The 15,721-nt window shown below is 69.8% G+C and carries 8 protein-coding genes; 2 read left to right on the top strand and 6 right to left on the bottom strand.

The annotated features are described in order from the left end of the window. Positions 1–61: 61 nt before the first annotated feature. The 4 genes from LJ657_RS04290 to LJ657_RS04275 all read right to left on the bottom strand — a co-directional run bounded on the left by LJ657_RS04290 (position 62) and on the right by LJ657_RS04275 (position 12,575). Positions 62–6,121 (bottom strand): hypothetical protein, encoded by a 6,060-nt coding sequence (locus LJ657_RS04290; protein WP_232646861.1) that lies wholly within the window; start codon positions 6,119–6,121, stop codon positions 62–64. A 112-nt stretch (positions 6,122–6,233) separates the two neighbouring features. Next, positions 6,234–8,471: a hypothetical protein gene (locus tag LJ657_RS04285; RefSeq protein WP_232646860.1), complete on the bottom strand. Its 2,238-nt coding sequence runs from the start codon at positions 8,469–8,471 to the stop codon at positions 6,234–6,236. A 620-nt stretch (positions 8,472–9,091) separates the two neighbouring features. Then, positions 9,092–10,420: a class I SAM-dependent RNA methyltransferase gene (locus tag LJ657_RS04280; protein WP_232646859.1), complete on the bottom strand. Its 1,329-nt coding sequence runs from the start codon at positions 10,418–10,420 to the stop codon at positions 9,092–9,094. Positions 10,421–10,511: 91 nt separating this feature from the next. Further along, positions 10,512–12,575, bottom strand: a complete 2,064-nt coding sequence (locus LJ657_RS04275) for an APC family permease (protein ID WP_232646858.1) — start codon at positions 12,573–12,575, stop codon at positions 10,512–10,514. A 383-nt stretch (positions 12,576–12,958) separates the two neighbouring features. Here LJ657_RS04275 and LJ657_RS04270 point away from each other — a divergent pair, with 383 nt between their 5' ends. Then, on the top strand, positions 12,959–13,630 hold the full coding sequence (locus LJ657_RS04270; protein WP_232646857.1) for a potassium channel family protein: 672 nt from the start codon (positions 12,959–12,961) through the stop codon (positions 13,628–13,630). Continuing rightward, positions 13,630–14,307 (top strand): potassium channel family protein, encoded by a 678-nt coding sequence (locus tag LJ657_RS04265; RefSeq protein ID WP_232646856.1) that lies wholly within the window; start codon positions 13,630–13,632, stop codon positions 14,305–14,307. The genes LJ657_RS04270 and LJ657_RS04265 overlap by 1 nt, the downstream gene beginning before the upstream one ends. 201 nt (positions 14,308–14,508) lie before the next feature. Here LJ657_RS04265 and LJ657_RS04260 read toward each other — a convergent pair whose 3' ends face one another. Together LJ657_RS04260 and LJ657_RS04255 are read right to left on the bottom strand one after the other, a co-directional pair. Next, complete coding sequence (locus tag LJ657_RS04260) at positions 14,509–15,273, bottom strand: DUF3159 domain-containing protein (protein WP_232646855.1); 765 nt, start codon at positions 15,271–15,273, stop codon at positions 14,509–14,511. Positions 15,274–15,276: 3 nt separating this feature from the next. Then, positions 15,277–15,675 (bottom strand): OB-fold nucleic acid binding domain-containing protein, encoded by a 399-nt coding sequence (locus LJ657_RS04255; protein WP_099931846.1) that lies wholly within the window; start codon positions 15,673–15,675, stop codon positions 15,277–15,279. Positions 15,676–15,721: the final 46 nt, after the last annotated feature.

Below are 15,721 nucleotides of genomic sequence, written 5' to 3'. Positions count from 1 at the left end.
GCGACCGTGAAGGCGACCGGCCGCCCTGACAGGTGGGCGACCGGCTCGCTTTCACACACTGTCACACGCGAAGTGCCACGCACTGGCGCAGCAGCGGTTCCAGGCGCAGCAGAGTGCCCTCGCGGTCGAAGACCTGAAGGGCGTCGAGGCCGGTCACGATCCACCGTGCCTCGTCCTCGTCGACCTCAACCTTGACCGCCACGGCGGTCAGCGCGGCCTCCCAGTCGAATGATCCGTCCTTGTACTCCTCCGCCAGGGCCCGGTATCCGGTGGCGAGCAACGGGTCCGCGTACAGGCCCGTGTCCTTGGCGAAGGCGTGGGCGCGGGCTCGGTCGGTGGGCAGGTCGGCCAGGCGACGCAGCGCCTCGTCGGGGTTGTCCAGTTCGCGGTGCAGCCGGTGGGCGTCGCCGACCAGCCGCGGCCAGCCGCCGGTCAGCTCGTGGAGCCGGTCCAGCCGGTCCTCGCGCTGGAACATGTCGACGCGCTGTGCCCAGCCACGCAGGCTGCGGCGGTCGTGGCGGCGCAGCACCACCGGGGCGGCCGAGGTGGGTTCGGTGCCGGTCAGCAGGGGGCGCCACAGGGCCAGCTGGGTGGTGTCGGTGACGAGGACGACCGCGCGGGTCACCCCCGGGGTGAGGGGCAGCAGCGTCTCGGCGAGGTCGGCAGCCTCCCGGCAGGTCTCGGGACGCACCGGGTCCCGGTAGTTGACGAAGTCGCTGATGACGACGCGTCGTTCGCGGGGGCGTCCGCCGGTGAGCTCCTGCTTGTAGACGCTGGGCCTGCCGACGGGCGGCAGCGTCCAGCCGGCGATGCCCGCGGTGAGCGTCCGCAGGGTGTGGGCGACGTCGCCCACACCGGTGGCAGGGCTGCCGAGGACGACCCTCGTCTGGTTGGACCGCCGGCCGAGGAGGTCGTCCAACTGGGTGTTGGTGAGTGGTGCGGGGCGGCCGTCGGGCAGCTCGGGGCGGCCTTCCTGCACGATGCTCTCCTGGAGCTTGCAGTCCTCCTCGGCCCTGAGCAGGCGGGCTTCCACCTCGTGGGAGGTGCCGATCATACGCAAGGCGTTGGGGCCGCGCAGATGCCAGCCCAGACCGTCGTGGTTGGGCGCGAGGATGCCGAGGCCGACCATCTCGGAGAGGTAGGCGCGGAAACCCTCGGTGTCGAGCTGCTCGAACCCCTTGTGCCAGTATGTCTCGCATTCCTCGCGCAGTTCGGTGTCGCTCAGCCGCACCTCCAAACCGCGGTGGCGGGCGTGATAAGCCAGCACATTGGCGATCACGTCGTACCGGTGGTCGAGGCTGAGGGTGTCCTTGAAGGCCGCCGAAATGCTGTCCCTGAGTCCGGCGTCCGACTCCACAACCTCGATGTCTGCGAGTTCCACCTGGTACGGAGGGCCTTCGGCACCGCGTCGCGCCCGCTTGCGGTGCATCAGCTCCACCAGCCGGTGGCCGAACATCTGGAGCAGGAACGGCTGGTAGGAGCAGTAGCCGAGCACCCGGTTGACCAGGTCCATGTCCTGGAACTCGAAGCCGAGTGCCCGCATGGGCTCGACGAGTAGCTCGGCGGCAAACTGAGGGGCGAGCGGGCCGATCACCTTCGGGGTCTGAGCGAGGTGGCCGAACGGCCCGTTGCTCGCGAGTTTGGCGAACCGCTGCACCGAGTGCAGCCCGGCGAAGACAACCTTGGCCCGATCCTTGGTGTCGTCCCCGAGGCCCTTGAGCTTCTTCGTCTGGGTGAACCGGGGTGCGTCCGCCTCGAAGAACTGGTCGCACTCGTCGAGCAGGATCAGCAGCCGGCGACGCGAGTCCGCGTCGGTCCAGGCCCGGATGCCTGCGCGCACGCGCTCGGAGATGTCAGCGGTGTCCCTCGCGGACCTGCGGCCTTGCGGCCGGTCCAGTACCTGCGCCTCGGTCAGCTTCCGGTCCAGAACGCTCCAGAGCGCCTCCGGGCCGAGCGAACTGCCCTTGCCGATGTTCTCCTGGTCGAGGTTCACGTACACCGCCTGGTGGTAACCGGGACGCTGCTCCACGAACTTGTCCCCGGCATCGGCGAGCAGTGCCGACTTGCCGAGTCCCCGGCCGCCGTAGATGACCTGGGTGCCGCGCGGGTCGATGATACTCTTGCGTTCGGCGTCCCGGCCGTAGAACATCTCGCCGCCGATCCGGCCGCGCTTCTCCCTGATGTACGGGTTGACGCCGGAGAACGGCAGCAGAGTCTGCGTGGCAGTGCTCACCTGCCGGTTGCCCTGAGCCGCCAGATAGGCGAGGGCGGCGTCGTCCACGACCAGCAGGGGCTGCAACCGGTCAGAGCCGACGGCAAGTTCCACGCGCGCCTCACGGCTGAGCGTGCCGAAGTAGGCGACCAGGAGGCTCGCACCGCTGCTGTCGCGCTCCGCGAGGCTCATGACGACCTTGGCGGGTGGGCGGCCCCAGACCATCAACACCCGCAACGTGCCGCCGTGCTCCCGGATCTGCGAGCCGAAAGCGGGCGCCTTCGCTCTGCCGCTGATCTCCACCTCAGTCGCCTCGAAGAAGCGGTACTCGCGTCGGCGTAGATTCGGCGACCGCTCGTCGAGCGGCCTGGCACTCTTGGCGTCGTAGCCGAGGAGTTTGAGGAGCGGGGGCAGCTGCCGTCGTCCCGACACCTCGAGCCGGTCCTTCGGCTCGGTCGCGCCGAGCTCCCGCCACCCGTCGAGGGCGTCGGCCGCCAGAGCGGCCTCGTCGGTGGACAGGGCGCCGTAGTCGAGGACGGGAAGTGTCGGATGCTTGGCACCGGACCGGACGAGGTCCACAAGCTCGCGGTCGATGCCCCGGGGGAGGCCGTCGGGCACCGCCGGAAAGAACACCGTCAGGTGGGGTTCGCTGCCCTCGATCTCCGGGACGGGTTCGCCGATCTCCAGGAAGTAGACGAGGTCGGCCGCAGTGGCCAGGCCGCCGGTGTCCAGGTGACGCAGGACTTGCGCACGCCCGTCCGCAGTTAGGTCCAGGGCATCGAGCCGGGCCCGGATCCGGTCGGCCGCCTGCTGCCGGAAGTCGGGCAGGTCGCCGCGCACGGTGTCGAGGGCCTGGCGTACGTCCCTCAGATCCTGCGTGCCGGTGCCGCCGAGCCGGTCTTGGGCGTCGGCAAGCAGCTCCTGCAGGCGCAGGTCCTGGTCGTCGGTCACAGCGCCGTCGGCTTGCGCACGGTGCACCTCGGCGACGAGTTCGTCATGTTCCCTGCGCAGCTCCGTGCGCCGGGCGGCCTCCCGCTCGTCGATCCAGGCCAGGGCGGGCGGAGTGAAGTCGCCGACCTGCGCGGCGGGCAGCAGCCCACGGTCGGCCAGCTCGGCGATTGTACGGGCCGCGGTGAAGGCATCGCGGGACAGCCGCTCGTCGAGGGCGTCCTGCCAGGTGCGGTCGACCGCGGTGAGGAGCCGGTCGAGGGACGGCCGCTCGTCGGGGGTGTCGCAGACCTTCAGCAGTTCCGCGTCCAACACCATCTCGGGGGTGATCGAACCGCCGGGACGTGTGGTCGCGGAGGCGCCGCCCAGCAGGGCGAACAGCTCCTCCATCGAGGCACGTGCCGCCCATGCGGTCGCGGCGGCGACGGCACCCGAGCGCCGCGCCAGCTGTTCCAGCTCGACGAGCAGCGCCTCCTTGCCGTCCAGGAGAGACCTGCGCAGAGAGGAGATCTCCTTGGTCGCCCGGTTGCCGTCGGAGCGGTCGCCGCGGCGGATGCCGTCTACCGCCAGACACCACTCCTTGGCCAGGCCGGCGGCTCGCTCCACGAGATGCACCAGGTCCTGCCGCCCGGCGCCCTGGAGCGGCTTGCCGCTGGAACGGTGTTTGCGGTCCATGCGGTCGATCTCGCTGTTGATCTCGGTCAGCTTCGAAAGGCGTTCGACCTGTTCCCGAACCTGCGGAACCGAGTCGCGCTGGTCGCGGACCACGGTCGTGAGCAGCGACCCCAGCATTCCTCGGTCCTCAGCCAGCCAGCGCTTGGCGATCTCCGTCGCCCGCGCGAACCGCAGCCTTGGCGGCACGAGCAACGCACGGCACTGCTCCCCCAGTTCCCGCAGCCGGGTCTCCGTCTCTGAGACGTCTGCGATGACGACCAACGGCGAGGCGATCATGAGGACACCGCTCAGGGCACGGTCGGCGACGGCGGTCGCGGCCTCGCCGAGCCGGTCCGGCAGCCGCGGCACCAGCGCCTTGAGTTGGGCACCCGCCAGGTGGTCGCCGGTGATCAGTGCCGTACGCAGCAGGGCGGGCAGCAGCAGCAGCTCGCTGCCCTCCGCGTCGCGGCCCGCGTGTCCGCCGTACTGCTGAAGCACGCCCGTCGTCAGCCGGGCACTCTGGCTGTCGCCGGAAGTGAGCAGCGCGGCGGCACCGGCCAGGCGGAGCGCCGTCACCTGCGGCTCGGGGTGGCCGGCGGCACGTGCCACGTGGTGGCCGAGTCCGAAGCGCCGCTCGACGACGAGCCGCGCCAGAGCCCGCTCGGCGTCGGTCTCGTCCTCGTCTCCCTTGTCTTCGGCCACGGACGTGACCGGGGTGGGAGCCGCTCCCGGAGCGGGTGCGTGCTGGTCGCGCGGTCCGGCGGCGGACGTGGGCGCGGCGTCGGCGTCGGCGTCCGGGGTCGTGCGCGGTGCCTGGTCGCTGTCGGTGCGTGTCTCGGTCTGTGCATCGACGGTGTCGGCCGCACCTGGGGCTGTCGCGACGAGTGCGGCGGCTTCCTGTCCGGGGGCGCGGTCAGGCGCGGTTTCCTGCATGGAGGGGTCGGCGGTCACGCGCGCCGGCTTTCCGGACGCCTGCTCGGCCTCTTGGGCGGCCCCGCGTTCTGCGAACGCCGTACCCTCGGCAGGCTCGGTGGTGTCTGCCTCCGCCTCGACGGGTCCGTGGTCGGCGCCCTCCGGCTGCGCCAACGTCAGTTCAGGAGCCATGACCGCCGCCGTGGCACACAAGGGCAGCCCCCGCACGACCTGCTCCTGCAGAGCCAGGATCTCCGCCGCGGCGTCCGCCTGCCGCCCCAGCCGAATGAGCTGAGCCAAGGCGGTAAGTGCGGCGCACTCCTCCCGTTGGGCCTGCTCCCACACCGGTGTGTCCAGCAGGCGGCGGGCCGCGCCTCGCACGGCCTCGGCGGCAGAGGCGGCGGGGCTGTCCGGACGGCAGACGACATCCACCAGTTCGCGCAGGGTCTCCCGTGTCCGGAGGTCCTGTTCGTGTGCCGCCCGGTGCGCGTCCGCGGCACGCGTCATGTCTTCCAGACGACGAGGCACCCCCTTGATCCCCGCCATACGGAACACCGATTCGGCGCTGTCGAACGCGGCACTCAGCCCGGTTAGCAGTGCCAGATCCTCGTCCTTCGGAGGGCGGCCGTCCGCGACCGCACCCGTCACCTTTTCCACGGCTTGCCGGGCTCGGGCGAAGGCCGACTCCAACTCCCGGCCGGCCTCGTCCGGCCTCCTCGCCTCTTCGGTTCGGTCATGGTCGGCCGCCGCTGCGGACACGTCGTCCGAGACGACCACGAGTGCCTGCCCCTGCTCCTCCGCTGCGCCGGACACGAAGCCCGGGTGCGCCGCAATGATCGACCGTGCCTCGTCACCGACAGCGGAGAGTCGTGCCGTCTCGGTCTCGTCGACCGGCGCCACGAACCACTCCTGGTCCGCGGCCCAGGCAAGTATGTAGGCATCGGCGACGGAGGCATTGCACCACGCGAACACTGTGGCCCGGACGAGCGTCGCACCCCACCGGGAAACGGGGTCGGAAGCGGACTCGCCGTCCGGTGCGATGACGTACGCGATCACCTGGTCCATCACAGTCTGCGTGAGGCCCCTGATCCCACAATTACAGGCTTGCTGCCGTGCATCGCGCCGCAGCCGCGCGAGAACGTCATGACACAGGGCATGGCCGGCCCGTCGAGGAGCTGCCATGCGGATGCCCAGGTTGCCGAGCAACTTCTGCCGGTCCTTAGGCAGCAGAGAGTTGAAGGCGAGTTCCGCCATGTCGACCGTGAGGTCGTTCAGGGCAGCGGCGGCCGGGGCCTCCAAAGCGTTCAGCGCCTCGGCCAAGCCTGCGAGTTCCTCGGCCGAGGCGCTCGGCGGGGACAACGGCGGCTCCGTCACGACGTGGTAGCGGTCATGCATGTACGCGTACTCCGTTTCTGTGGCTGGTCCTGCGGGATCGGCTCACCCAATGCCGAGGAGCCTGGAGAGGAACGGGGTGTGAGGGACTCGGCGGAAGCCTTGGGTACGCGGATCAGCGGCCGCGCGTGTGCTCGGTGACGAAGGTGTAGCCGTAGGGCAATTCCCAGCCGTCCGCCTTGCCGAGCCTGCGGCAGTGCTCCCGGAAGGCCGCCCGCTGGCCTTCGCTGGGCGAAGAACCCGGCCGCAGGCGACGGAGGTGGCCGGAGACGAACTGGGCCGCGGACAGCCCCACACTGCCCGTTTCCGTGTCCATACCGCCCCACGGGCGTATCACCCGCCGCCGGACCGGGCGGTAGCCGATGAGAGGGATGGTCGGCTCCCTGTCGCGCGCCGGGAAGTGCGGCTGCCCCAAGGCGTCCCGACTACCGAAGGCCGGTGCCAAGAGCCGTTCCGCGAGCAGTTCCGCGACCGCCGCTTCCAGGGCGGCAGCCTGTGACCGGGCCGGCCGGCGCCCGTATACCGCGCACGGCAGGACCGAACGGTCCATCAGGGCATGGCCGTCCAGGGTGAGCAACCCACAACGGCGCACAGTGCGCATCACCAGTTGCCGGGGCCCGAGGCCGACCGCGCTGTCTCCACGGCGGTCACTGCCCGGGGTGTCCTCCCTGGTGAGCACGCGAGGGTCGTAGAAGTGCCCGGTCTCACGGTCGCCGACCTGCACCCGTTCCTTGAGGCGCGTCGAAGCCAGGCGGATCACCGTGCCGCCACGGAGACGGCGCAGTTCAAGCATCAGGCCGGGGAAGAAATCGCGGGGCCAGGCGATTCCGGTCAACCGGCCCGAGTCGTCCCCCAGTTCGGAGGTGACGTCCTGCGTCGTCTCCTTCTCGCACAACGCCTCGCCGACGTGGTCGAGTTCGAGGCGTACCGTGGGGCGCGCACCGTGAGACTGTCGAAGGTCCTCTACGACGTACGGATGCAGGGGGAACCAGCCATCGATCAGGTGGGCCAGCCGCAGGGGCGCCCGCCAGACGGTTTCCTTCGCGTCGTTGCGCAGGAGTTCGCCGATGCCGAGGGAGGCGTCGTCGGCGAGGGACAGATCGACCGGGTCCAACTCCGCTTCCGGCTCCGACTGCGCAGGCAGTGTGGACGTCCAGCCGTGTCCGGCCGGGGCAAGGGGGTCTCCGGGTGCCGCCGTCTCACCGGGATGATGGGACCGCCACACGCCTCCACCCTCGAAGGCGTCGTCGAGAGTGATCCGGGAGCCGTTCTCGAACAGGCCCTGGTCGCTGTCCCCTTGGACGACGTCGGCGAGCGCCACGTTCGCCCGGCACACCGCGGCGGCGTACCCGACTCCCCTGAGCACTTCCGTCGCACCCGGGAACCCGCGAAGCCGCGGTCCGACCGCTGTGTACACGGTCACCGGAGTAGTGAGGCCGTAGCGCCGCCTCGCCGGGGTGGCCGCGCGTTCCACAGCTGCCGCGAGAGACCTGAGGTCGTCACCGCCCAGCGGCCCGGTGTCCCGCCAGCAGTCAGCGAGGGATTCCCGGGTCATGGCGTAGTGCCCCCATGTCCGCAACGCGGCACTGGAGTTGAGGACGCCCCGCACCGTGTCGAGGAGACCGAGCAGACCCGCCCGCAGGTCGTCGTCGGGCGTGCCGCCCACCAGTACGGCGAGGGACACGGGGACGAGGGGGCTGAGCAGTTGCTCGCGTGCCGTCGTCAGGAGATGGTGCGCATAAGCCGTCAGGTCGTCGCGGCGGGCTTCCTCCGTGGACGGGTAGCACACGTCGACGACGACATGCCCGTCCTCATTGATCCAGCGTCGGCGCGTGCGTAAGCGGTGGAGCTGGGTAGGTGACAGGCTCAGGGCCGGGCCGAAGGCGTGGAGATCCGGCACCAAGAGCTCCCTTCGCCGTGGCGCGGCGCCGTCCCCCGGTCTGCCCGGGCCCTCGGCACCCGCGGGCGCCCCCGACACCCAGGCCGGTACGTCACCGAGGGCACCGACCTTCGGGTGGGCACCCTCCCGATGGACGATCTCGGCGTACAGCGGGTCCGACCCGGTGGCAACGCACACCATGGCGCCGACCGGCAGCACTGGAGCGCACTCGCCGAAGGTGATCACGGGGAAGTCGTCAAGGCGCAACGGGCTGCCGCCGTAGCCGTCACCACCGAGGTCGTACCCGAAGTACACGGCGTTGAAGGCGACGGTGGTGTGCACTGGCGCCGATCGGGCCGCGACAACGGCTTCGAGATAGCGCCGCAGTCGATCCCGCTCCTGGCCGGGTACGGCGTCGTAGCCCTCCGTCATGACGGAGGTCAGAAGGGCCCGGTCACCGTACGGGTCAGGCACCCCCGTCCCCCCGCGTTCGCCGACCGTTGCTGACACATAAGGGTCCCCACCCATGACACCTCCGCCGCACTACAGGTCACCCCGGCCCGCCTGCGGTAATTCCCGCAGACTATGCCCGCACTTGGGGTTCCTGCGGCACTTTCATCACTTTGCGATGGCTGAACGTGGCCGGCGCCTAACGCGGCACCGGCACGACATCTGGATTCACACATCACCGGCATCGTGAATGTCGTCGCGCGTGCCAGGTAAAGGGGCCGGTAAGCGATCCAGTGCGGCGATTCCGGGTTTGTTCGTCTCTGTACCGTTCCGCGAGACAGGAAAAGCGCCCTACCACCTGCAGTGGTCACTCAACGATGGCCGACCTACTGTCCCGGCAAGGTCTCACGTATGCCCAGCGCTGGTACGGCCTGGCCCATGGGCAGATGATGCTGTGGTGCGTCTTGAGCCGACGTCATCTGAGCGTCAAGGGTTCTCAGCGATGCCACGGCGCTCGGGCCGCCGAGACCGCACCCAGGCACAAAGCCGCAGGCCACGGCATGCACGACAGGCGCACGGTCCGCTCGACCCGCTGTATGGAGGAAAAACAGGTCGAGCAAACGCCTGAGTTCCAAACCCACAGGTCAGACGCCCTTGGCAGCAGGCTCCAGGATCGCCACGCACTCCAAGTGATGCGTCATCGGAAACAGATCAAACGCCCGCAACATCCGCACCCGATACCCCCCGTCCCGGAAGTACCCCAGATCCCGCGCCAGCGCCGCCGGATCGCAGGCCACGTACGCGATGCGGCGGGCGCCCAGGGACGACAGGTGGGCCACCGTCTGGCGGCCGGCGCCCGCTCGTGGGGGGTCCAGGACGATGAGGTCGACCTCGGTGATTCCGGTGCGCGGCAGGACGGACTCGACCTTGCCCTGTTCGATGCGTACCCGCTCGAATTCGGCGAGGTTGTGCCGGGCGTCCTCGACGGCGCGCTTGCCGGACTCGATGCCGAGCACCGCGCCCTTGTCGCCGAGCCGGTCGGCCAGGGCGCCCGCGAACAGGCCCACGCCGCAGTACAGGTCGAGGGCCATCTCGCCCTTGCGCGGCAGCAGGCCCTGCATGACCGCGGTCACCAGGGTGTCGGCGGCCTTCGGGTGGACCTGCCAGAAGCCGCCGCTGCCGACCCGGTGCGTACGGCCGTCCGCGCGCTCGCGGACGAAGGGACGGCCGTGCACGCGGTGCACTCCGCCGTCCTTCTCCTCCACCCGCATCACGGACACCGGCTTGTCCAGCTCGACGATCGGCAGGCGCGCGCCCGGCCTCGGCGTCAGGATGACCTGGCGGTCCTGCGACCCCGTCGCCGCGATGGCGTCGATCGACGCCATGCCCGCCCAGTCGCGCTTCTCGATGCCCAGCTCGCTGACGCCCTCGGCCGCGATCATGCAGTGGTCGATCGGCTCGACCTCGTGCGAGCGGTGGCGGCGCAGACCGGCACGGCCGTCGGCGTCCACCGCGTACTGCACACGCGTCCGCCAGGCGGGCACCTCACCCGCGGGCAGCTTGTCGCCCTCGGCCGGCATCACCGTGCCGTCCCAGCCGGCCTCCTCGGGCGTGAGGCCCGCAAGCCGCTGCAACTGCTCGGTGAGCACCTCGCCCTTGAGCCGCCGCTGAGCGCCCGGCTTCGCATGCTGCCAGTCGCAGCCGCCGCAGCGGCCGGGGCCGGCGTAGGGGCAGGGCGCCTCGATGCGGTCCTTGGAGGCGGAGAGGACCCGGACGGCGTCCGCGCGCAGGAAACGGGCCCCCTCCTCGCCCTCCGTGACCCGCGCCACGACCCGCTCACCGGGCAGCGTGTGCCGGACGAACAGCACCTGACCCTCGGTGGTACGGGCGATGCAGTGCCCGCCGTGGGCGACGGGGCCGATCTCGACCTCGTACTCCTCCCCCACCAGCGACTTCTTCGGTTCTGCCTGCATGGCGGGGTGACTCCACAACATCGAAAGGGAAACGGCCGGACAACAGCCCACCAGTCTACGTGGGTGTCGTCCGGCCGTTGACCGACGTGTGTCAGCTCTTCTCGCCCGACGTGCCCGAGGGCTCCTTCGGCCGGTCCCCTTGGGCCGGACCGCGCCGCACCGAGCCCGGAGCGTTCCACTCCTGGCGCTTGCGGGCCCTGACCTTCGCCGCCTCCGAGGACTGCAGCTGGTAGGGCACCGAGGTGACCATGACACCCGGCGTGAACAGCAGCCGGCCCTTCAGCCTGAGCGCACTCTGGTTGTGCAGCAGATGCTCGTACCAGCGGCCCACCACGTACTCGGGGATGATCACGGACACCGCGTCCCGCGGCGACTCCTTGCGCAGCCCCTTCACGTACTCGATGATCGGCCGCGTGATCTCGCGGTACGGCGAGTCGAGCACCTTCAGCGGTACGTCGATGCCGCGCCGCTCCCACTCCTCCTTCAGTGCCTTGGTCTCCGCCGCGTCGACGTTGACGGTGAGCGCCTCCAGGGTGTCCGAGCGCATCAGCCTGGCGTAGGCGAGGGCGCGCAGCGCGGGCCGGTGGATCTTGGAGATCAGGACGACCGAGTGGACGCGTGAGGGTCGCAGGCTGTCGTCGCTCGGACCCTCCGGGGCGGCGAGTTCTGCGGCCACGCCGTCGTAGTGCTTACGGATCGCCGTCATCGTCGCGTAGAAGATGCACATGCCCAGCAGCGCCACCCAGGCGCCGTGCGTGAACTTGGTGACGAGGACGACGACCAGCACCAGGCCGGTGAAGAAGGCACCGAAGGCGTTGATCGCGCGGGAGCGCATCATGTGGCGGCGCTTGGCGACGTCCTTCTCGACGGCCAGGTGGCGGTTCCAGTGGCGGACCATGCCGGTCTGGCTGAGCGTGAAGGACACGAACACGCCGACGATGTACAGCTGGATCAGTCGGGTCGAGTCGGCGCCGTAGATCACCACCAGGAAGGTCGCCGCGCCGGCCAGCAGCACGATGCCGTTGGAGAACGCGAGGCGGTCGCCGCGGGTGTGCAGCTGGCGGGGCAGGTAGCGGTCCTGGGCGAGGATCGAGCCGAGCACCGGGAAGCCGTTGTAGGCGGTGTTGGCGGCCAGGAACAGGACGAGCGCGGTGGCCGTGGCGAGCACCACGAACAGGAAGCTGCCCTTGCCGAAGACGGCCTCGGCGACCTGGGTGATCACCGGGTTCTGGACGTAGCCGGAGCCGACCCCGATGCCGTGCTTGAGCAGGTCGGTGGCCGGGTTCTCGGCCATGCGGACCTTGGTCGTCAGGGCGAGGACGATGATCCCGCAGAACATGGTGACGGCGAGCAGACCCATGGCGGCGAGCGTGGTGGCCGCGTTCTTCGACTTGGGCTTGCGGAAGGCCGGCACGCCGTTGGAGATCGCCTCGACACCGGTGAGCGCGGCACAGCCGGAGGAGAAGGCCCGCAGCATCAGGAAGACCAGGGCGAATCCGGCCAGCCCCTGGTGCTCGGCCTTGATCGTGTACTGGGCCGTGGGCGCCTGCATGGTGTCGTTGAGCACCAGGCCGCGGAACGCACCCCACGCGATCATGACGAAGACGCCGCCGACGAACACGTACGTCGGGATCGCGAAGAGCTTGCCGGACTCCTTCACGCCGCGCAGGTTCATCAGCGTCAGCAGCACGATCACGGCGACCGCGCAGAGCACCTTGTGCTCGACCACGAACGGCACCGCCGAGCCGAGGTTCTCGATGCCGGACGCGATCGAGACGGCGACGGTGAGTACGTAGTCGACGAGCAGGGCGCTGGCCACGGTCAGGCCCGCCTTGGCACCCAGGTTGGTGGTCGCGACCTCGTAGTCGCCGCCGCCGCTGGGGTAGGCGTGCACGTTCTGCCGGTAGGAAGCGACCACGGTGAACATCAGCACGACGACCGCCAGGGCGATCCAGGGGCTGAAGTGGTACGCCGACACGCCCGCGATGGACAGGACCAGCAGCACCTCTCCGGGGGCGTAGGCCACGGAGGACAGCGGGTCGGAGGCGAAGACGGGGAGGGCGATGCGCTTCGGCAGGAGCGTTTCGCCCAGCCGGTCACTGCGCAGTGCGCGCCCGATCAGGATGCGTTTGGGCACGTCGGTCAGTTTGGACACAACAGGTAATCGTAGGCGTTCGAACGGGCACCCAACCACCCTCCCCCGCCCATCTGCCCTCCGGGTGAAAACGGAGGTGGCTCCGGCGACGGATTCCGCAGGTCGCCGCAGCCTCATGTCTATATGACAATCACCGCCCTAGTTGCCGCCCTTTGGAGGTTCCATGCATGCCACCGCAGAGTTGATCGGCGCCGCGGCGGCCCTCGTCGGCCTCGGAATCCTGACTCTTGCCAGCGTCCGCAGCATCAGCCGCCGCTGACGTCACACGCGGCGCGGCAACCGTGCACAGGGGTGCCGACGTCCTACCGCGCGTGTGTAGCTTGGGCGTCGGTCTGAGACCCTGATCTGGCTGAGCAGTAACTCTTGACACCGGAAGGACGGTCGTGCACATCGTCATCATGGGCTGCGGAAGAGTGGGTTCCGCGCTGGCCCAGACCCTGGAGCAACAGGGGCACACGGTCGCAGTGATCGACCAGGACCCCACGGCCTTCCGCCGCCTCGGCCCGGGATTCGGCGGCCGCCGGGTCACCGGGATCGGCTTCGACCAGGACACCCTGCGCGAGGCCGGCATCGCGGAGGCCGGCGCCTTCGCCGCCGTGTCCAGCGGCGACAACTCGAACATCATCTCCGCCCGCGTGGCCCGCGAGATGTTCGGTGTGGAGAACGTCGCGGCCCGTATCTACGACCCGCGTCGTGCCGAGGTCTACCAGCGCCTCGGCATCCCCACCGTCGCGACGGTCCGCTGGACGGCCGACCAGATGCTGCGCCGGCTGCTGCCCTCGGGCGCCGAGCCGCTGTGGCGCGACCCCACCGGCGGTGTCCAGCTAGCCGAGGTACACGCCTCGGCCGCCTGGGTCGGCCACAAGATCAGCAAGTTGCAGGAGGAGACGGGCGTCCGCGTGGCGTTCCTCACCCGGCTCGGCGAGGCGATCCTGCCCAGCTCGCAGACGGTGCTGCAGGAGGGCGACCTGGTGCACGTGATGATGCGCACCGACGAGGTCGACAAGGTCGAGGCGTCGTTCGCCAAGGGTCCCGAAGAGGAGGGCGGTCACTGATGAGGGTCGCCATTGCCGGTGCCGGCGCGGTCGGCCGCTCGATCGCGGGCGAGCTGCTGGAGAACGGCCATGAGGTCCTGCTCGTCGACAAGGCGCCGACCGCCATCTCGGTCGAGCGCGTCCCGCAGGCGGAGTGGCTGCTGGCCGATGCCTGCGAGATCACGTCCTTGGACGAGGCCGCGCTCCAGCGCTGCAACGTCGTCATCGCCGCGACCGGCGACGACAAGGTCAACCTGGTCGTCTCGCTCCTGGCGAAGACGGAGTACGGCGTCCCGCGCGTCGTGGCCCGCGTCAACAACCCCAAGAACGAGTGGCTCTTCAACGAGTCCTGGGGCGTCGACGTGGCGGTCTCGACCCCCCGTCTGATGTCGGCCCTGGTCGAGGAAGCGGTCTCGGTCGGTGACCTGGTCCGCCTCCTGCGCTTCAGCCACGGCGACGCGAACCTGGTGGAGCTGACCCTGCCGGAGGAGTCGGCCCTGGCCGGCACCCAGGTCGGTGACGTCGAATGGCCCGAGGACACGTCCCTGGTCACCATCATCCGCGGCACCCGAGTCCTCACCCCGTCCCGCGAGGACTCCCTGGAGCCGGGCGACGAACTCCTGTTCGTGGCCGCCCAGGCCCGGGAGGAGCAGCTGGAGGATCTGCTCTCGGTGCGGCGCGAGGATACGGCGAGCTGACGAAGGGTGCCCCTGAAACCGGGGGCGCCCAGTTCTGTCTCTTTCAGCCCGTCCGGGTTCTGTCTCTTTCAGCCGGTCCGGGTTCTGTCTCTTTCAGCCGGTCCGGCGTTCGAGGACGAGGCCGTCCAGGCCGAAACGGGGGTCTGGGGGCAGAGCCCCCAGGGTCGGGACGGGAAGGGGCGGCGGGGGCGAAGAACGCCTCTACGCCTCCCGGCGGTGCCGCCCGCCACTCGGCTCAGCCTCCGCGGCAGCGGTCCGCTCCTTCTCGGCCCGCTCCTTCTCGGCCCGCTCCTCCGCCTCCATCTCCGCGAACACGTCGATCGGCGCGGGCGCCTTCGCCAGGAACACCCAGGTGAGCCAGACGGCCAGCAGGAACGGCGGAATCTTCAGCGCGACCAGCACCCAGCCCAACTGCGCCGTGTTCGCCCACCAGTACAGCGGAAAGAGAATCGCGCACTTGGCGAGCAGAATCAGGCCCCAGGCCCAACTCGCCTTCGCGTACGCCTTCTTGCGCCCCGGATTACGCGTCCGCCAGGAGAGGTTCTCCTTGAACACCGGCCCGAGGATCAGCCCGAGCAGCGGAACCCCGCACAGGGTCGTGACGATGTACGCCAGCGCCAGGCCCAGCGTGTAGAGCATGCCAGGGAGGTAGAAGTCCTTGGCGTTGCCCGTCATCATCGCGAACACGACACCGAAGGCGACACCGAAGACACCGCTGAACGCGTGCTTGACGGTGTCCCGCATGACCAGCCGCACCACCACGAGCAGCAGGGACACGGCGAGGGCGGCGATGGCCGACCAGTGCAGGTCCTTGTTGATCGTGAAGATGGTGACGAAGAGGAGGCCGGGCAGCACCGTCTCGACCATGCCCCGCACTCCGCCGAACGCCTCGAACAGGGCGGCCTCGGTCACCGCCCGGGCGTCGTCCTGCTGAGTGTCTTCGGTCGGCTTGTCGAGCGACGTCACCGGCTACTCCCGTCCGAGGGGTCTCAGTTCGTACTTCGGATTGAACAGCACCCGGCGGCCCCGGCTGAGCGAGACGCGGCCCGATGCGATCAGCCTGCGCCCCGGTTCTATGCCCACGATGGAGCGCCTGCCGAGCCACACCACGTCCAGGGCGGCGGAACCGTCGAACAGTTCGGCCTCCAGGGCCGGGACGCCCGCGCGCGGCCGTAGGGTGACCGTGCGCAAGGTACCAGTAACCGTGACGATCTGTCGGTCGTGACAGTCACCGATCCGGGTACATCCGGCGGTCGCCGTATCCTCCCGCAGCTCCTCGGACTCCAGGTCCTCCTGCGACGAGGAGAGCCGGTCGAGCATGCGCCGGAACCGGCCCACCGGCTTTTCGGAACGAGGAACAGCACTCATATCTGAAGCGTACCGGGGTGCACTGACAGCTACGTACCCGCGGCGC

The sequence above is a fragment of the Streptomyces guryensis genome, from assembly GCF_021261325.1.
Classification (GTDB): Bacteria; Actinomycetota; Actinomycetes; order Streptomycetales; family Streptomycetaceae; genus Streptomyces; species Streptomyces guryensis.
The sequence above is the reverse complement of the archived record's forward strand: the minus strand, read 5'-3'. Positions and strand labels throughout refer to the sequence as shown.